General features: G+C 73.9%; 12 protein-coding genes. 2 read left to right on the forward strand and 10 right to left on the reverse strand.

The genetic code is table 11. The annotated features are described in order from the left end of the window. Window positions 1-186: 186 nt before the first annotated feature. From AN218_RS27150 to AN218_RS27165, 4 genes are all read right to left on the reverse strand, one after another. A complete protein-coding gene (locus AN218_RS27150) occupies window positions 187-1452 on the reverse strand; it encodes an NAD(P)/FAD-dependent oxidoreductase (protein WP_070019754.1) in 1266 nt (421 codons plus the stop codon). Then, window positions 1449-1646 (reverse strand): ferredoxin, encoded by a 198-nt coding sequence (locus tag AN218_RS27155; protein WP_070019755.1) that lies wholly within the window; start codon window positions 1644-1646, stop codon window positions 1449-1451. The genes AN218_RS27150 and AN218_RS27155 overlap by 4 nt, the downstream gene beginning before the upstream one ends. A 67-nt stretch (window positions 1647-1713) precedes the next feature. Continuing rightward, window positions 1714-2385 carry a TetR/AcrR family transcriptional regulator gene (locus tag AN218_RS27160; RefSeq protein WP_070019756.1) on the reverse strand — a complete coding sequence of 224 codons (672 nt, stop codon included), beginning with the start codon at window positions 2383-2385 and terminating at the stop codon, window positions 1714-1716. 2 nt (window positions 2386-2387) lie between these two features. Further along, the gene (locus tag AN218_RS27165; protein WP_420856023.1) at window positions 2388-3620 is read right to left on the reverse strand and encodes a cytochrome P450; all 1233 of its coding nucleotides are present in this window, start codon (window positions 3618-3620) and stop codon (window positions 2388-2390) included. A gap of 254 nt (window positions 3621-3874) precedes the next feature. On the opposite strand from AN218_RS27165, the gene AN218_RS27170 reads away from it, so the two are divergent. Further along, window positions 3875-5290 (forward strand): MFS transporter, encoded by a 1416-nt coding sequence (locus tag AN218_RS27170; RefSeq protein ID WP_070019757.1) that lies wholly within the window; start codon window positions 3875-3877, stop codon window positions 5288-5290. Between the two features lie 63 nt (window positions 5291-5353). On the opposite strand, the gene AN218_RS27175 is transcribed toward AN218_RS27170, so the two are convergent. Beyond that, window positions 5354-8239: an AfsR/SARP family transcriptional regulator gene (locus AN218_RS27175; RefSeq protein WP_079132645.1), complete on the reverse strand. Its 2886-nt coding sequence runs from the start codon at window positions 8237-8239 to the stop codon at window positions 5354-5356. Window positions 8240-8471: 232 nt separating this feature from the next. On the opposite strand from AN218_RS27175, the gene AN218_RS27180 reads away from it, so the two are divergent. Beyond that, entirely contained in the window at window positions 8472-9203 is a 732-nt protein-coding gene (locus tag AN218_RS27180; protein WP_070019758.1) for a TetR/AcrR family transcriptional regulator C-terminal domain-containing protein, read from the forward strand. A gap of 56 nt (window positions 9204-9259) precedes the next feature. Here AN218_RS27180 and AN218_RS27185 read toward each other — a convergent pair whose 3' ends face one another. From AN218_RS27185 to AN218_RS27205, 5 genes are all read right to left on the reverse strand, one after another. Further along, on the reverse strand, window positions 9260-10057 hold the full coding sequence (locus AN218_RS27185) for an ABC transporter permease (protein WP_070019768.1): 798 nt from the start codon (window positions 10055-10057) through the stop codon (window positions 9260-9262). 2 nt (window positions 10058-10059) lie between these two features. Beyond that, on the reverse strand, window positions 10060-11664 hold the full coding sequence (locus tag AN218_RS27190; protein WP_070019759.1) for an MFS transporter: 1605 nt from the start codon (window positions 11662-11664) through the stop codon (window positions 10060-10062). Between the two features lie 114 nt (window positions 11665-11778). Continuing rightward, on the reverse strand, window positions 11779-13086 hold the full coding sequence (locus tag AN218_RS27195) for an MFS transporter (protein WP_079132642.1): 1308 nt from the start codon (window positions 13084-13086) through the stop codon (window positions 11779-11781). 178 nt (window positions 13087-13264) lie between these two features. Further along, on the reverse strand, window positions 13265-14899 hold the full coding sequence (locus tag AN218_RS27200) for a (2,3-dihydroxybenzoyl)adenylate synthase (protein WP_070019760.1): 1635 nt from the start codon (window positions 14897-14899) through the stop codon (window positions 13265-13267). 55 nt (window positions 14900-14954) lie between these two features. Further along, a complete protein-coding gene (locus AN218_RS27205; RefSeq protein WP_070019761.1) occupies window positions 14955-19196 on the reverse strand; it encodes a non-ribosomal peptide synthetase in 4242 nt (1413 codons plus the stop codon). Window positions 19197-19243: the final 47 nt, after the last annotated feature.

A 19243-nucleotide genomic window follows, 5' to 3' on the forward strand; every position in this document is an offset into this window, starting at 1 on the left:
GCAGCGGCTTGACATCACGATTGGGAAGTCCTCTCAACTGGGGGGTGGGAGTGGCTGGTCACGTCGTTCGGACCGGCCCGCCGTTGACAACGCCGTCGGGCGTACGGGCAGGGCGCGGCCAGGGGTCGGCGGTACGCGGTGATACGCGGTGGTACGGGGCGGTACCGGGCGGAGGGGTACGAGGGGTCAGGCCGCCGCGGACAACGCGGCGTACGCGTCGGCGAGTTCGCGTCTGTAGCGGAGCGTCTGCTTCGGCATGTTCCAGCCGAGGACGCCGGTGATCGCGCCGCCGCTGCGGTGGACGGCGACGAAGCGCCCGTCGGCCATGTCGCCCTCCACGACGGCCACTTCGGCGTCCGCGTCGGTGCGGGTGCCGGTGCCGGCGGCCGGTCTCCCGTACATCTGGACCCTGGTGCCGAACTGGTCGGTCCAGAAGTACGGAACGGGACGGTAGGGCCGCTCGTCGCCCAGCACCGCGGAGGCCACGGCGAGGGCCTGTCCGGTGGCGTTCGTACGGTTCTCCAGACGCATGTGCGTGCCGAGCGCGTCGTGGTGCCAGCGTGCGACGTCGCCCGCGGCGTAGACACCGTCGGCCGCCCGGCAGCGGGAGTCGCACACCACCCCGTCGTCCGTGCGCAGGCCGCTGCCCTCCAGCCAGGCCGTGGCGGGGACCGCGCCGAGCGCGACCACGACCACGTCGGCCGGCAGCGTCTCACCGGTCTCCAGCCGTACCCCCGTCACCCGTCCCCGTTCGCCGGTCAGGCTCTCCACGGCGGCGCCGGGCCGCAGCCGTACGCCGCGGGAGGCGTGCAGACGGGCCAGCAACCCCGCCGCGCCGTGGCCGAGTTGCGCCGCCATCGGCGCGGGCTGCGGGCCCGCCAGGGTGACGTCCGCGCCCATGTCCCGTGCGGTGGCGGCGACTTCGCTGCCGAGGACGCCGTCCCCGACGACGACCAGCCGCCGCCCCGAGGCGTCCGGTGCGTCCGATGTCCCCGTCAGACCACGGGAGTCGGGCCCGTGCCGCAGCAGATCCGAGCGCAGTGCCAGTGCGTCGTCCAGGGTGCGCAGCACGTGCACCCCGGCGAGGTCCGGCTGTCCGGGGAGCCGTCGCGCCCGTACGCCGGTGGCGAGCACCACGGCGTCGGCCCGCAGGCTCCGTCCGGCGGCGGTGGCCACCGTACGGGCCCCGGCGTCGAGCCCGACCGCGCGGTCGCCGAGGACGAACTCCGCGCCCAGCTCCGCGAGTTGGGCCTCGTCCCGGAGCGTGGCCCGTCCGTGCTCCCACCGCCCGGCCAGCACCTGCTTGGAGAGCGGCGGACGGTCGTACGGCGCGTGCGGCTCCTCGCCGAGCACGGTCAGCGCGCCCCGGTAGCCGTGCCGGCGCAGGGCCTCGGCGGTGGCCAGCCCGGCGGCGGAGGCGCCCACCACCAGGACGGCGGCGGGCACGGTCACGAGTCGCTCACGGTGATGGCTCCGGCCGGGCAGACCTCGGCGGCCTCGCGCACCGCCGCGTGCTCCGAGGCGTCGGGTCCGGCCGTCAGCAGGACCACGACGCCGTCCTCGTCACGCTGGTCGAAGACGTCCGGCGCGGCCAGGACGCACGCCCCGGCGCCGCAGCACTTGTCCTCGTCCACGGTCACGTTCACGGGGTCTCTCCTTCGTCTCGCGGGGTGCGGTCCCGTAACGGAGCGGGACCGCGGAGGGCGGCGGCGGTCACGGCCCGGCCGTCACGGGTGCCAGCCAGAGCCCGGTGATCGCGTCGATCAGGCCCGTGGCGTACGCGTCCCAGCTCGTCCGCGCGGTGTGGGCGCCGTCGGCGAGCGCCCGTTCGCGCTCGGCCAGGGTGTGCACCAGCAGATGGCGTGCCATGTCGCCGCGTTCGATCCGTACGGGCAGGGGCAGTTCGGGCAGACAGCGGTTGAGCCCGTCCATGGTCCGCTGGATCGACGGACCGAACGTCTCGTCGACCATCAGCTCGCGGAGCACCGGATCGGTCATGAGCTGGGCGCCGAACCGCGCGTACCACGTGGGGCGTCCCAGCTCCGTCAGATGCCGGGTGCTGGGACGCACCAGGCAGGCCACCCAGTCCCGTACGTCGGCGGAGTCGCCGGCCTCGGCCAGCATCGCGTCGCGCAGCTCGTCGATGCGGTCGCCGTGTCTGCGGACGATGGCCCGCAGCAGGTCGGTCTTGGTGCCGAAGTGGTATCCGACGGCGGCGTTGTTGCCCTGGCCGGCGGCCTCGCTGATCTGCCGGTTGGAGACGGTGAACACGCCGTGCTCGGCGAACATCCGCTCGGCCACGGTGAGGATCGCCTCCCGCGTCGCGGAGACCTTCTCCGAACGGGCCGTTCGTGGATTCTCGGAGCGTGCCGCTCCCGGAGCCATCGTCACCACCTCACCGGGACTTCGCGCAGCCCGCCGACGACCAGCCCCTCGACCGGGCGCAACTCCTCGGGCGCGACGGCGAGTTCGAGGGTGGGCAGGCGCCGCAGCAGCACGTCGAGGACGGTCTGCAACTCGGTACGGGCGAGCGACTGCCCCAGGCAGGAGTGCGGTCCCGCGCCGAAGGCCAGATGGGGGTTGGGGCTGCGGTCCAGACGCATCCGGCCGGCGTCCTCGAAGGCCGTCTCGTCCCGGTTGGCGGCGGCCATGCTGCACACCAGGGTGCTGCCGCGGGGGACTTCGGCTCCGGCGACCTCGACGCCCTCCTTCACATAACGGGGCATGCCGAAGCCGGGGTTGGCGTCGAACCGTAGCGCCTCCTCCACGGCCGTACGGACCAGCGAGGGGTCGGCCACCAGGCGCTCCCAGCGCGTCCGGTCGGCGAGCAGCATCGCCGTCATCTTGCCGATCATGTTCGCGGTGGTCTCGTGCCCGGCGATGAGCAACGCCTGCCCGGTGGCGGCCAGTTCGGCGTCGGTGAGCCGTCCGCCGTCGGAGTCCGTCGTGGTGATGAGGGTGCTGAGCAGGTCGTCACCGGGGTCGGCGCGCTTGGCCTCCAGATGGCCGGCCATGTACGCGTGGAACTGTGCCTGGGCGGCGTCGATCTCCTCCTGGCCGTACCGGGTGAGGTTGAGCAGCATGTCGGACCAGCGGGCGAAGCGGTCCCGGTCGGAGTCGGGCACGCCCAGCAGGGCGCAGATCACCCACACCGGCAGCGGGAACCCGACGCACGCCTTGAGGTCGGCGGGATGGCCGCGCTCGACCATCTCGTCCACCAGCCGGTCGGTCATCGCCTCGATGTCCGGACGCAGCATCGTCATCCGCTTCGCGGTGAACCACTTGGTCAGCATCCGCCGCCAGCGCTGCTGTCCGGCCCCGGCGAGAGACTCGGCCATGGAGTCGTTGAAGACCCCGCCGGACTCGTTGGCCGACACCCGCGCCGCGTCGTCCGCGTCGAGCTGCCGTGTGCACCGCGGCTCGGACAGCACCTGCTTCACGTCGTCGTACCGCGTCACGAGCGACGCGCCGTCGCCGCTGGGCAGCACCACCGGCGCGACCGGCGCCTCCTCGCGCAGCACCGCCCACGCCGCGGGCGGCTCCAGTGCGTCCTCCAACGGCAGTGGATAACTCAGCGCGCTGCCACGGCCGTTGCCGCTCACCGCTGTCTCGCTGCTCACCACGCTCTCCCTTCGACCCGGGACCGAGTGGTCAGTGAACGCCGTCCGCTAAGGTAAGTCAAGCGCGTGACTTAAATTGCCTCGCGCCCCCGAGCCTGCCTGCTCCGCGCCCGGCGCGCGGACGAGAGATACGGAGGAGATCCGTGGCGTCCACTCCTGCCGCGCCGCCCGACGAGAGCCCGGAGCACGGCCCCGGGTCCCGGCCCGGTTCCGACCAGAGCCCCGGGTCCCTCCGGCGGTCACGGGCGAACGGCATGGTGGCGGTGCTCGCCTTCGCGGGCATCGCCGTCGCGTTGATGCAGACCCTCGTCATCCCGCTCGTGCCGCAGCTTCCCCGGCTCCTCAACGCCTCGGCGGGCGACGCCGCTTGGGCCATCACCGTCACCCTGCTCGCGGGCGCCGTCGCCACTCCCGTGACGGGACGGCTGGGCGACATGTACGGCAAGCGCCGCATGCTGCTGCTCAGCCTCGCGCTGCTGGTGGCCGGATCGGTGGTCTGCGCGTTCAGCGACAGCCTGCTGCCGATGATCGCCGGACGGACGCTCCAGGGTCTGGCCGCGGGCGTCATCCCGCTCGGCATCAGCATCATGCGCGACGAACTCCCCGCCGGCCGGCTCGGATCGGCGACCGCGCTGATGAGCGCCTCACTCGGCGTCGGCGGCGCCCTCGGGCTGCCCGCGGTCGCCTTCCTCGCCGAACGGATCGACTGGCACATGCTGTTCTGGGCCGCGGCAGGCATGGGCGCCCTGGCCGCCGTGCTGGTGGTGGCCTTCGTACGGGAGTCCCCGGTCCGCACCGGCGGACGCTTCGACGTCGTCGGCGCGGCCGGGCTGTCCACCGTCCTGTTCTGCCTGCTGCTCGCGATCTCCAAGGGCGCCGACTGGGGCTGGACGAGCGGCACCACGACGGGGCTGATCGCCGTGGCGGCCGTCGTCCTGGTGCTGTGGACCCGCTGGGAGCGGCGGGCGCCACGGCCGCTGGTGGACCTGCACGCCACCACGCGCCGTCAGGTGCTGCTCACCAACGCCGCGTCCGCCGTCTTCGGCTTCGCGATGTTCGCGATGTCCCTCGTACTGCCGCAGGTGCTCCAGCTTCCGGAGGCCACCGGTTACGGGCTCGGCGCCTCCATGGTGACCGTCGGTCTGGTGATGGGCCCTTCCGGGCTGGTCATGATGGCGATGGCGCCCGTCTCCGCGGCCGTCTCCCGTACGAAGGGCCCCAAGGTGACGCTGATGACCGGGGCGCTCGTGGTCGCCGCCGGATACGGCATGAGCATCGTGATGATGTCGGCCCTGTGGCACCTGGTGCTGGTCTCCGCGGTGGTCGGCGGCGGCATCGGCCTCGCCTACGGCGCCATGCCGGCCCTGATCATGGCCGCCGTCCCGGTCTCCGAGACCGCCGCGGCCAACAGCCTCAACACGCTGATGCGCGCCATCGGGACCTCGGTCTCCAGCGCCGTCGCAGGTGTCGTACTGGCCCGTATGACCCAGCAGTTCGGCCCCGTCCCCGTGCCGTCCCAGAACGGCTTCCGCACGGTCATGGCGATCGGCGCCGCCGCGGCGTTGATAGCCCTCGCCCTCGCCTCCTGCCTGCCCCGCCACACTCCGGCGGCGTCGCGGGACCGGCACGAGACGGAGCCGGAGGCGGCGAGGGTGGGCACGGGCGACTGAACTCCCGTACGGGGGAGGGGCGTTGGGGTGCGTCCGGTGTCGTACGGCGGGGGCGGGCGCGTGTCATGTGGCGGCGGCGGGCCGGCGGTCGAGGGCGTCGAGGCGTTCCCGGAGCAGCCGGGTCTCCGCGGTGCGATGCCGGGCCCGGTGCAGCGCGAGCGCCTCGTGCCATGCCTGACGGGACGCCTCGCACCGGCCCAGGGCGAGGTAGGCGTCGCCGAGATGCAGCAGGGTGTCGGCCTCGGCCGAGGAGCAGTCCGACTCCCGGAAGAGGGCACGGGCCCGCCGGTAGTTCTCCACGGCGCCGGAGTATTGGCCGCACTGGTGGTCGATGTAGCCGAGGCTGTCCAGGACATGGGCCTCGTGGATCCGGTCGCCCGCGCCGCGCGCGAGGGTCAGGGCGTCCTCGCAGTAGCGGCGGGCCCGGTCGTAGTGGCCGAGCAGCGCGTGGCACCAGCCCGTGGAATTACGGCAGTTGGCCTCCCAGCGGGTGTCGCCGGCGGCCTGATACAGCGGGAGGGCGCGCTCGTGGTACGGCAACGCCCGGTGGGGAGCGCCTTGTTGCTCCTGGCAGCAGCCCAGCATGTGGAGGGTGTCGGCCTGGCCGACGAGGTCCCCGGTCTCCTCGAAGAGGGGCAGCGCGGCCGCCAAGTGCGCCTCGGCCCGGGCGTATCGGCCCAGGTGCGCGCAGGCCGTCCCCGTCGCGTTACGGGTCAGGGCGCGGGCCGCGGGGTCGCCGAGCCGGTCGGCGGCCTCCATGGCGGCCTGCCAGGTGTCCATGGTGTCCAGACCGTCCAGACGGCGGCCGTGCAGACTGCGGAACGTGAGGACGACGACGGGCAGTTGCCAGACATGGGTGTCCCAGCCCAGGTCGCGGACCGTCCGGTGGACGGCGTCCAGACAGGCGTCCTCGGCGGCGAACCACTCCCGCGCCGCGGCGGCGTCCGCGCACCGGTGCGGTGTGCATCCCTCGGCGGGCGGAGCCGGCACCAGCTTCAGCACCTGGGGCCGGGCGGGGAGCCGGCACAGGGCGTGGTGGGCGGAGTGGAGGAGGAAGTCGGCCAGGCGTCGCAGCGCCGCCAGGCGTGCCGTCTCCCGCAGGTCCCGGCGGGCGCACTCCTCGGCGAACAGCCGGACCAGGTCGTGGAACTGGTAGCGGTCCGGGGCGTGTTCACGGACGAGGTGGACGGCCTCCAGACCGCGCAGCAGGCTCCGCGTACGGGAAAGGGGTGCCGCGAGGAGACTCGCGGCGGCGGGGGCGCCGATGTCCGGGCCCGGGGCGAGACCCAGCAGGGCGAAGGCACGGGCGGCCTCCGGCTCCAGGGCGTCGTAGGAGGCGGCGAAGACCGCACGCAGATCGGCCGTCACCTCCCCGGCGTACAGGGCGTCCAACCGGCCCGCGCTCTCCGCGAGTTCGTCCGCCAGCGCGGCCAGCCGCAGATGCGGCCGGGTGGCGGCACGCGCCGCCGTGATGCTCAGCGCCAGCGGAAGCCCCGCACAGCGCCGCACGATCGCGGCGGCCGCCTGCGGCTCGGCGGTGATCCTCTCCTCGCCGAGGCGCCGGGTGAGCACGTCCCGCGCCTCGTCGTCGCCGAGGACGTCCATGCTCACCGAACCGGCGGCGAACTCCGTTACCAGGCCCGCGAGTTCCGAGCGGCTGGTGACCAGCACGGTGCATGTCCCGCTCCCCGGTATCAGGGCCCGTACATGGTCCGTGCCCCGCGCGTCGTCCAGCACGACGAGCATCCGCCTGCCCTCGGCCAGCGTGCGGTACAGCCCGGCCCGGGCGTCCGGGTCGTCCGGTACGGCGGCGGGATCCACACCCAGGGCCTCCAGAAAGCCGCGCAGCGCCACGGCCGGCGGCACGGGCGGTCCGGACGGGTCGAAGCCGCGCAGATTCACATACAGCTCCCCGTCGGGGAAGCGGTCGCGGTGCTCGTGCGCCCAGCGCAGCGCGAGACAGGTCTTGCCGATCCCGCCGGTGCCGCCGACCGCCGCGATCACGACCACGCCTCCCGCACCGCTTCCCGGAGCCAACGCGGCGGAGAGACGGGCCAGTTCGTCGTCGCGTCCGGCGAACAGCGCGGGCGGCGCGGGCAGTTGCCGAGGCACCGGACGGGGCTGAGCCGCCGCCGGGGAGACGTCACGGTCGGCGTCGAGGGACAGCGCGGCGTCGCCGGTGAGGATCTGCCGGTGCCGCTGCCGCAGTTCGGGACCGGGGTCGACGCCCAGCTCCTCCGCGAGCACGCCGCGTGCGGTGTCGTAGACCGCCAGGGACTCGCTCTGCCGGCCGGCCCGGAAGAGGGCCAGCATCAGCAGCGCGGCGAGATGCTCCCGGAGCGGGAACTCGGCGACGAGCTGCGTCAGTTCGGGGATCAGACGCCCGTGGTGCCCGAGGTCGAGATCCGCCGTGATCCGGTCCTCCAGCGCGGCGGCCCGCGACTCGGCCAGCCGGTCGCGTTCCCCGTCGAGAGCTGCGCTCGACACATCGCCCAGCGCCGGACCGCTCCCCACCGCCAGCGCTTCCCGCAGCTCCGCCGCAGCCCGCCGCGTATCTCCCCGGGCGAGGGCCTCCCTGCCCCGGCCGACCCGGTGTTCGAAGACTGTGAGGTCGAGCCCGTCGTCCGCGACCCGCAGAACGTAGCCGCCGTCGGTCCATCCCAGGACCGAGGACGGTGACCGCGCCTCCCGGCCGGGTTCCAGGACGCGGCGCAGCGCCGAGACGTACTTCTGGAGCTGGTTGACCGCGTACGCCGGCGGGGGATCGCCCCACACCGCCTCGATCAGCCGCTGCCGCTCCACCGGACGGTTCGCGTGCAGCAGCAGTACCGCCAGCACCGCGCGCTGCCGTGCCGGCCCCAGCTCGAGCCGTACCTCGCCGCGCCAGGCCCGTACCGCGCCGAACACCGTGAACCGTAACGGCCCTTCGGCGCCCTCCACCTGCGTCATCTCCACCTTCGCCCCCGGCGATCCTCCGGCCCGTACGGCCGCCCCGGCATCCCGCGTGCACGCCCGGCACCTCGGACACCCTGTGTGCCCGGGCCAGTGTCCCGTCCGGCGCCGCTCCCCGCGAGAGGACGGCCCGGCCCGGGGACAGCGGCCCCGGGACAGCGGTCCGGCACCGGGCTGCCGGACGACGGCGTCCGGATCACCGTTCACGCGCGGCACCTACGCTTGGCGCATGGCCCGCAAGCGCGTACAGACCGGCAGTTCAGGCCCCGGAGCGGTGTGGCTGCGCGAGCAGCGGCCGGTGACGCGGGCGCCGGCGCTGAGTCCGGACCGGATCGTGGCCGCCGCCGTCGACGCACTGGACCGCGACGGCGTCGCCGGGCTGAGCATGCGCAAGCTCGCGGACTCCTTCGACGTACACGCCACGAGTCTGTACTGGCACATCTCCAGCCGTGAGGAGCTGCTGGACCTGGCGCTGGACGCGGTATTCGGCGAAGTCGCGCTGCCCCAGGCCCACTTTGAACAGTGGCGGGACGATGTCGCCCTGTTCATGCGGGAGTTGCGCCGGGTCCTGCTGCTGCATCCGTGGTCCGCGGCACAGGCGGGCGTCCGCCCCCTGCTGGGGCCCAACGCCCTGGCCCGCTTCGAGTTCGTCTACACCGCGCTGGTCACGGCGGGCTTCAGCGGCGCCGATCTGCCGGCCGCCTCCGCGGCGATCTCCAACTTCGTCATCGGCTCGGCGGCGGCCGAGGCCGCCTGGCGGCACGGGAGCCAGGCCGACGACAGCGGCGCCGTGAGCGCCCACCTCCGGCGCATCGGCGAGCACTACCCCACGCTGTCCGCGCATGTGCTCCCCCTGGAGAGCGACTGGGACGAACGCTTCACGCGCGGAACGGACTTCCTGCTGACGGGACTTGCCGTCTCCCCGGACGCGCCGCACGCGGACCCGCCGCAACCGCGTTGACACGCCGCCGCGTTGAGGCGCGGATGCGTCGGCCCGCGGGGAGGGCGGCGGCCGGGCTACGAGCCCGTCCCTTCGGCGGCGGACGGCCGGAACAGCAGGCCACGGGCGACGAGTTCGACCGTGAGGGCCACCGACACCGCCTGGACCGCCATCAGCGCGACGAGGACGAAGAGCTGAACGGCCCCCGCCATGACGGGACTCGCCCCGCCCAGCAGCATGCCGACGAAGGCTCCCGGCAGCGTCACCAGTCCGACCGTACGGGTCTGGTCGAGGCCCGGCAGCAGCGCGTCCGAGGCGGCGGGGCGGGCGATCTCCAGACGGGCGTCCCGCGTGCCGAACCCGAGGGCGATCGCCGCCTCCACCTCGCCGTGCCGGTGCGCGAGTTCGGCCAGTGCCCGGCGTCCGGCCAGGACCGTCGCGGTCATCGCGCCGCCGATGAGGATGCCGGTGACCGGGATGAGGACGATGCCCTTGAACGGGACCAGCCCGGTGGCCAGCAGCGCGGCGACGACCGGCGCCACCGCGGCGGTGATCGGCACCGCCGTCGTCCACGACCGTCTCCGCTCGGTGGTGATGCGGCGCCTCGCGGTCTGCACGGCCACGGCGAGCATCAGGGCGATGAACGCCCCTGTGGCGACCGGGTGTTGCACCACCCAGGCGATGGCGAAGGAGACGGCGGCCAGTTGCAGGGCGGCGCGCAGTCCCGCGGTGGCGACCTGGCGGGCGCGGTGGGTCGCGGTGTCCGGCGCGAGGTGGCAGCAGGCCACCACGGCGGTCGCCGCGATCAGCAACGCCGCGAGCAGTACGCCCAGTTCGGCGTTGACCGGCAGCAGGGTCGAGGCACCGAGGGCCATGGTCATCCGCCTCTCTGCGGGCGCCCGTCGACCGCCGCTCCCCGGTCCTCGTCCACGGGCACGGCCTCCAGATCACCGGCGCCCGACGGCGTACGGCCCTCCGGCGCGGGCCCGCGGTCCGCGCGCGGTGCGTCGGGACGCAGCGTGGCCGCGGCGATCACCGCGCCCGCCGCCGCGCATCCCGCGGCCACCAGCATCGTCACGGTCTGCGCCGCGGCGAACGACTCCCGTGCGGCCGCGGCGAGTTGGCCGCTGTCCGTACGGGCGGCGTGTACGAGCGTGGTGGACAGCGAGCCCCGGGCGCCGGGCGGTACGGCGTCCGGCAGTCCCGCGCGGTAGACGGCGGCCAGCAGGCTGCCCATGAGCGCGACCCCGAAGGCGACGCCGAACTGCTGATGGGTGTCGTTGAGCGCCGAGCCCATGCCCGTACGCTCCGGCGGCACTGCCCCGAGCACCGTGCTGGTGACGGCGGGCCCGGCGAAGCCGTTCCCGGCGCCGACGAACACCAGGCCCACGGCGACCACCCCGTAGGAGCTGCCGGGCGTCAGCGCGGCGAGGACGAGGAAGCCGGCCGTCGTGACCGCGAAACCGCAGACGATCGCGAGGCGGTGGCCGATGCGTGCGGGCGCCCGGCCGCCGGCGAGCGAACCGAGGACGATGCCGAGCGCCAGCGGTACGGCGGCGAGGCCCGCCTCGAACGCGCTGTAGCCGAGCACCAGTTGGAGGTACTGGGCCAGGATGAACAGCGTGCTGCCGGTCCCCAGGGAGATCACGGCCGCCGCCGCGCTGCCGCCCGCGAACTGCCGGTCCCGGTACAGGGACAGCTCCACGATCGGCGCCCGGGCACGCCGCCGGCGCCGCTCGAATCCGTACAGCGCGGCGACGGTGAGCAGGCCGCCCAGGACGACGTACGGATCGAACGGTCCGCGCTCTCCGGCGACGATCACCGCCCCCGTCAGCGCGACCATCGCGAGGGCGATCAGCGCCGCACCCGCCACGTCGAAGGGCCCGGCGTCCGAGACGCGCGACTCGGGGACCAGCCGGAGGATCGCGGCCACCGCGACCACGATGACCGGCACGTTGATCAGGAACGCGCCCGCCCAACTCCACGCCCCCACCACGCTTCCGCCCAGCACCGGGCCGAGCGCCACCGCGCCCGAGGCCACCGCGCCCCACACCGCGAAGGCCCGCGGACGCTCGTGGACGGGGAAGACCTGCACCAGCAGCGCCAGCGTCGCCGGCATGACCAACGCGGCGCCCAGCCCCATGACCGCGCGCATCGCGATGAGCCACCACACCGACCACGCCAGGGCCGCCGCGGCCGACGCCGCCCCGAGCAGCAGCAGACCGGCGAGCATCGCGCCCCGCCGCCCGTAGCGGTCGGAGACGGCGCCCGCGGGGATCAACAGGCCCGCGAACACCACGACATAGGCGTCCAGAACGGCTTGCTGATGACCGGTGGACGCGCCGAACTCCGTGGCGATGGACGGCAGGGCCACGTTGAGGACGGTGTTGTCCACCACGATGACCAGCAGCGCCGCACAGATGGCGACCAGAATCGCCCAGCGCCGAGGATGCCCCTCACCGCTCTCCCCGGCAGCAGCCACCGCCCGACCCCCTCCACCGACAGATCTTCCCCCACAGTGTAGGAGTCGTCTCGGCTCCCGCCCCGATTCCCGCCCCGACTCCCGTTCCGGCGCACGGAGTTCGGAGGACTGTGTCTAGGTGGTGGTGGGAGCGGTGGGGAGAGCCCCGTCGGTCGAGGAGGGGACGAGTGCGCGGACGCTGGCGGCGGACAGCAGGGTCATGGCCGAGGCCACGAGGAAGGCCGTCGTGAGGGAGCGGGAGGCCAGCAGGCCGCCCAGGGCCGTCCCGACGGGGAAGCCGGAGAGGTTCACGCTCATGGAGACGGTCATGACCCGTCCGAGCCAGCCGGGATCCGTACGGCGCTGGCGCAGCGAGAGCAGGCTGACGTTGATCGTGCCCTCCATCAGGCCGACCAGGGCGAGCCCCGCGGCGAGGGTGAGCAGCGAGCCCAGAGCGCTGAGCGGGAAGACGGCGACGGCCGTGACCAGGGTCGCGCCGAGCATGTAGCGGCGTTCCACTCCGGCATGGAGCAGCCTCCCCGTCACGAGCGCGCCGAGCGCGCCGAACAGCCCGGCCACGGCCCACATCAGGCCGGTGTAGCGGTCGGCCGACCGGCCGTCGCCGAGCCATGCGGCCACGGCGACCGGGACGATGACGATCAGCATCCCCGAGGCCACTTGGTACAGCGAATAGGAGACCGCCAGGCCGCGCAGGGTGGCGTTGCGCAGCAAGTATGCGATGCCTTCGTACGCCGAGCGCAGCAGCCGCCGCTCGCCCCCGGCTGAGGGCAGGGGAGCCCCGCCCCGCAGAAGTGCCAGACTCAGCGCGGCGAGTACGTACATGCCCGCCACGCACAGCAGCGTGGGGTCCGGACCGACAAGGGGGAAGAGGGCACCGGCGGCGAGCGGCGCGCCCACTTCGATGACCGAAAAGGTGCTCAGATCAAGGGCGTTGGCCCTGTCGTAGGCCGCTTCCGGAACGAAGCGGGGGAAGAGCGTGCGGATGCCGCCCGTGGACAGCGGGCTGGTCAGCGAGTAGAGCGTGAGCAGTGCGAACAGCAGGGGGACGGTGAGCAGTCGGGCCATCGACGACGCGGCGACGCAGCCGATGAACACGGCGCTGAAGACCATGTCGAAGCCCACCGCGCGTACGGCGCCCATCCGGTCCAGCACGGCTCCGGCGACGGGGCTGATCACGAAGCCCGGCAGGGCGAGGAAGAGCCCGCTCAGCCCCGCCACGGCAGCCGAGTCGAACTGTGCGATGACGTAGAGGACGACGGCGTAGAGCAGCATGGAGTTGGCGAGCCGGGACGCGCACGCGGCCGTCAGCAACTGCGGAACGTTGCGGGAAGTGAGCACCTGCCGGTAGGAGAGCGCGTTCGCAGCGGAGCGTTCGGCCTCCTCGCCGTCGGTGGCCGTGTCGTCGTCCTGCGCTTTCGTCACTCGTCTCCCTGAGCGGCCTTGTGCGGTGGAGCCGCTGCTTCCGGTACGGGATTCCGCAACGGCACGGCTCAGCCCTGCCCCATGCTCCTCCACCGTGCCCCGTACACCTCTCGCGACGGTGACCGCTGCCCTCCGCGGAACGCAGAGGCGTATCCGCGCGGGCAGCGGCCCCGCGGGATCAGGGCCGTTCTTCCGGCGGTTCCGCAGGCGTCAGCAGGGACTTGAGCTTCTTCTTGTCGATCTTTCCGACGGCCGTCAGCGGGAGTTGGGGGAGGATCTCCAGCCGGTCGGGGAGCTTGTAGGCGGCGAGGCCCTTCTCCCGCAGCATGTTCTGGAGGCTCCGCAGCTCCGGCGGATCCGCGGCGTCACGGGGCTGGACGCACGCACAGGTCAACTCGCCCCAGTGCGGGTCGGGGAGGGGGATGAGGGCGGCGGACTGGACGCGCGGGTCGTGCAGCAGATGCTCCTCCACCTCCTGCGCGGGCACCTTCTCGCCGCCCCTGTTGATCACGTCGTTGATCCGGCCCACGACGGCGAAGTTGCCTGCCGGGTCCCGGGTCACCAGGTCGCCCGTGGCGAAGAAGCCGTCGTCGGTGAAGTGCGTGCGGTTGCGTTCGGGGGCGCGGTAGTAGCCGCGCAGCGTGTACGGGCCCCGGGTGAGCAGTTCGCCCTCCTCGCCGTCGGCGGCCGGGGAACCGTCCTCGCGGGTCACGCGTATCTCGTCGCCGGGCGACAACGGACGCCCCTGGGTGTGGTGGACGATCTCCGGCGGGTCGTCGACGCGCGTGAAGTTGAGAAGTCCCTCGGCCATTCCGTAGACCTGCTGGAGCGTGCAGCCCAGCGCGGGGGAGACGCGTGCGGCGGTGGCGGGGTCGAGCCGGGCGCCGCCCACCTGAAGCAACCGGAGCGAGGACAGATCGCTGTCGGACCATTCCACGGCGTCCAGCCACAGCGGCACCAGCGGCGGCACCAGCGAACTCACCGTCACCCCGGCCTTCTCGACGAGCGGGAAGCACACGTCCGGCGTCGGAGCCGGAGCCAGGACGACGGTGCCGCCCTGCCGGAGCGTGCCCAGGACGCCGGGGCAGCCGAGGGCGAAGTTGTGGCCGACGGGCAGCGCGGCGAGGTAGCGGCTCTCCGCGCCGACGCCGCACAGCCGGGCGGACGCCCGCAGTTGGTAGGTGTAGTCGGCGTGCGTACGCGGGATCAGCTTCGGCGGGCCCGACGTACCGCCCGACAGCAGGAACAGCGCCACGTCCTCGGGGTCGAGCGGCGCACGGTCCGCTGCGGGTTCGGGCGCGGCGTCGACCTCCGACAGGGCGGTGTACGGGCCCGGGTCGCCGCTGACGAGGACGTGTGCGAGCCCTTCCGTGCGGGCCTGCACCTGACGGGCGACCTCGCGGTGGTCGCAGCCGGGGGTCACGTCGGGGCAGATGTAGGCGACCGCCTCCGACGTCCTGACGAGGTGCTCGATCTCCACCGCGCGGTGCGCGGGCAGCGCGAACACCGGGAGGACGCCCGTACGGAACAACGCCAGGCACACGACGACCAGTTCGGCCGTGTTGGGGAGCTGCACCACCACGGCGTCGCCCGCCGTGAGGCCGCGGGCGCGCAGGCCCGCCGCCATCCGGTCGGCCGCGGCGTCGAGTCCGGCGTACGTCAGCGACCCGTCCCGGGTGACCAGCGCCGTCCGGGCCTCCCCGGCGGCGACGGCGTCCTCGGGCAGACCGCCGAGCAACTCGTCCGTCCAGTAACCGCGTTCGCGGTAGACACCGGCGAGCTTCTCCGGCCAGGGAACACAGCCTTCTCTCATCGTGCGACTCCCTACGGGTAGGAGATACGGACAGCGCGGCCGGCAGGGCGCGCGTTCACAGCAGACCTTCCTCGACCTCGGCCGAGGGGGCGGGGACGCCGGCGCCCAGGCGGGCGGCGAGCGCACTCATCTGCGCGACGGTGGGGCCCTGGAGCATGTCGCGCATGGGCAGTTCGGTGCCGAGCCGGGCGCGGACGGCCGTGAGGAGGCGCGTGGCCTGGAGACTGTCGCCGCCCGAGGCGAAGAAGCCCTGGTCCCGGTCGACGACGGCGGTGCCCAGGACCTCGCCCCAGAGCGCGGCCACGGTCTCCTCCAGCGCGCCGCGCGGCGCGGAGCCCTCCCGGGACGGAGCACTCCCGTCCGCGTCGGCCGGGGGACGGACGGAGAGGATCCGCCGGATCCATCCCCGGTCCACCTTGCCGTTGTCGTTCAGGGGCAGCCGGGAGAGGAAGGTGAGCCGCGCGGGGACCATATGGGCCGGGAGCCGGGTCGCCAGTGCGGCGCGTACGGAGGCGGGGTCGACCGAGGGGGCGCTCTCCGCGAGATGTGCGGTCAGCAGCGTCCCGCCGGGTCCGGTGAAGGCACGCCGTACGCCGGTGAAGCCCGCTTCGGTGAGCTGCCGCGTCCATTCGTCGACGCCGTTCGCGCCGTTCGCCCCGTCCGGTACGGACAGCAGCAACTCGCCCCGGGGCGTGAGGAGTCGGGCGGCGCAGGCCGCCACGGTCGCGGCGTCGGGCAGCGGGTCCGTGCCGGTGCCGTCGCCGCCCGTGCCGGTGGGGCCGGAGCCGGTGCCGTCGCGGCCTGCGTGTGCCACCAGTACGTCCACGCCGCTCAGCAGCGCGTCCGGGACGCCGCACGGCCGCCGCGTCCCGGCCCGCGCTCCGGCGCGCATCGCCGCCTGGTCCGCGGGGAGTTGACCGGCGTGGGCGGTCAGTACGTGATCGTGCTCGGTCAGCGCCACGGGAACCGCGGACGGGGGCAGCGACGACGCGGCGGGCGCCGCGCCCCAGAGGCCGACCCGGAGGGGGTCGCCGGATGCCGTGCTCGTTCCCGCCCTGCCGGCGCGCTCCTCGGCGAGGGCCTCCAGGGTTCTGAGGAGCGCGTCGTCGCAGTCGCTCGCGGCACGGACCGCACGCGCGAGCACCGTGTCATCGGCACCGTCGGTACCGTCGGCGCTGCCGGTGCCGTCCGGCGTATCCGGCGCATCCGGCACCTCCGGTACGTCCGCCCGTACGGTCACCGCGGCGGCCAGTTCGCCGCCCTCCGTGAGGACGGCGACCGCACGCCCGATCACCGGGTCCTCCTGGAGCGCGGCCTCCACCTCGCCGAGCTCCACGCGGAACCCGTTGATCTTCACCTGCTCGTCCCGGCGCCCGAGGAACTCCAGCGTGCCGTCCGGCCAGTACCGTCCGAAGTCCCCTGTGCGGTACCAGCGTTCGCCGTCCACCACGGGGAAGCGCTCCGCCGTCTGGGCCGGATCGCCCCGGTAGCCCAGGGCGACTCCGGCGCCGCCGATCCACAGCTCGCCCGGCACCCAGTCGGGACAGTCCCGTCCGACGGGATCCACGACGCGGAAGCGCTGGTTGGCCAGCGGCCTGCCGTACGGGACGGACTGCCAGGAGTCCGGCACGTCCTTCACCTCGTGGAAGACCGACCAGATCGCGGCCTCCGTGGCCCCGCCCAGCGCCACGAGCCGGCAGCGGCCCCGGGTGGCGGCGGCCAGCCGCGGTGGGATGCTCAGCCCTATCCAGTCGCCCGACAGCAGGGCCAGCCGCAGCGACGGCGGCAGGCCCTCGTCGCCCGCCGAGGTCAGCAGCATCTCCATCAGCGCGGGCACCGAGTTCCACACGGTGACGCCGTGCCGTTCGCACAGCTCCTGCCAGCGGCGTGCGTCCCGGCTGTCCGCCTCGTCCACGAGGACGGCGCAGCCGCCGGCCGCCAGCGGCCCGAAGACGTCCCACACGGACAGGTCGAAGTCGAGGGCGGAGACCGCCAGTACACGGTCGCCGGAGCCGATGCCGAACCTCGCGCCGATGTCCTCGACGGTGTTGAGCGCCGAACGGTGGGAGATCTCCACGCCCTTGGGCTGACCCGTCGAGCCCGAGGTGAACACCACGTAGGCGACGTCGTCCGGGTCGAGGTCCACCGGCGCCGCGTCGTACGGCTCCGCGGACAGCGCCGTCCGCAGCGGCAGTACGGGGACCTCCGCGAACTCCCCCTCGGGGCCGTCGTGTTCGCCGCGCCCCGCGCTGTCCCCGTGTCCGTCGTACGAGCCGGTGCCGTCCAGCACGAGCCCGGCGCGTGAACGTCCGACGATGCGGGCCCTGCGCGCCGCCGGCTGCCCGGCGCCGACCGGGACGTACGCGGCGCCCGCCGCCAGCACGCCCAGCACCGCGGCGATCTGGTCGGGCCCCCGGGGGACGGTGACCGCGACGGTGCTGCCCCGTGCGACGCCGCGTTCGCGCAGCGCGGCCGCCACCCGCCGGGCGCGGAGGGCCAGTTCGCCGTGGGTGAGGACGCCGTCCTCGCCCCACAGCAGCGCCGGGTCGTCCGCGCGTGCCTCCGCCGCGGCGAAGAACCCGCCGTGCAGCGTTCCCGAACGGGACGGCCGCGACGTGGAGTTGGCCGACTCGCGGCTGCGGCGCTGCCCTTCGGGCAGGGAGAGCGCGGGCGGGGCGTTCCAGTCCGAGTCCGCGGTGGCCAGCCGCTCCAGCAGGGCCGCGTACGCGGTCAGCATCGCCTCGACCATGCCGTCCGGGAACAGCTCCTCGACGGCGTCCCAGGCGAGCAGCACTCCGCCGTCCCGCGTCCCGTACACCTGGTGGTCCAGCCAGACCTGGGGGGTCTGCGAGACCATCCAGGACAGTTCCCCGAACCGGCGCGCGAAGGACTCCGGGACGAGCGGGCCCTCCAGGTTGCAGGCGAAGACGACGGGCGCGGTGCGTGGCGAGTCCGGCTCGGCGCGCGCGAGGTCGCGCAGCACGTCGACGCCCGTGTAGGCGGCCTGCCCGACGTCCTGGTGCAGCCGTTCCTGAACCGCCCTGGCCCGCGCGGCGAATCCGCTGTCCGGGGCGAGGTCGACCTCCAGCAGCACGAGGCTGGTGAAGTCCGCGACGATCCGCTCGATGTCCGGCGCCTCCGCGGTGTTCCTGTCGAACAGCGGGACGTTGAGGGTGAAGCGGTGCTCGCCACTCCAGCGGGCCAGCACCTCGGAGAACGCGGTCGCCAGCAGTACGGAGGCGGTGATGCCGTCGTCGGCGGCCCGCTGGCGCAGGGCCTTCCACAGCTCGGGCGGGAGCGTACGCGTGCGGCGGACGAAGCGCGGGGCCTCGATCGCGCCGGGGTCGTCGGCCAGCGGCAGATGCGGACCGCCGGGCAGCGTGGCCAGCCGCGCCTGCCAGTAGCCGCGCGCCTGTTCCCGCTCGCGTGCCCGCTGTTCCTCGCGTTCGCTCAGATACCGCGCGAAGGTGCTCGCGGGGGCGCGCCGGGCGGCGGGGTCCTCGTACAGGGCCGCGAGGTCGTCCAGCAGCAGACGGACGCTGTGGACGTCGGCGACCAGCAGATCGACGTCGACGTGCAGCCGGCAGGCCTCCCCGGGCAGCAGGCTGAGCCGGACGTCGAAGACCTCACCGCGGCCCACCTCCAGCCGGCGGTGCGACAACTCCTCGCGCAGCGCGGCGAGTCGCTGCGCGCCGCCGTCCTCGCAGGCGCGCAGGTCGTGCGTCGTGAGGCCGGGCCAGGGGGAGACGGGCAGGACCCGCTGGGTGCCGTCGTCCTCGAACCGCGCGCGCAGCATCGGATGCTGCCGCAGGAGCGCGGCGACGGCCTCTTCGAGACGGTCCGGGTCGACCCCGTGGGCGTCGATCTCCAGATAGGCGTGGCATCCCACGCCGCCCAGCGGCTGTCCGTCGGCCCGTCCGACCCAGTACGCCTGCTGGACGGAGGTGAGCGCGAACGGCCCATCGTCCTCCGGGAGTTCAGGCGTGGGCGCGCTGTCCGGGGCGGCGGTCCCGGCGCTGTCCGGTGCCGCCGTCTCGGGGCCGTCCCCGTCCGGCGTCCGCACGTCCTCCGGCAGCAGGGCGAGCCAGGCCGCGAGCGTGGGTCTTCGGGACAGCTCCGGGAAGTCCACCGCGGCGCCCGACCGGTTCAGCCGGTTCGCCAACTGCATGAGCTGCAACGACTGGAGCCCCAGCGCGAACAGATCGGCCTCGTCGTCCGCCGCCGTCAACTCCGCGCCCAGCAGCGCGGATACCTCGTCCCGCAGCCGTTCGGCGCTCCACGCCTTCTCCTCCGCCATGACGCCCTCCTCGCGCTCGCCGTACGGTCGCCGCACGCCGCCGTAGT

Source organism: Streptomyces nanshensis, from assembly GCF_001751255.1.
GTDB lineage: Bacteria > Actinomycetota > Actinomycetes > Streptomycetales > Streptomycetaceae > Streptomyces > Streptomyces nanshensis_A.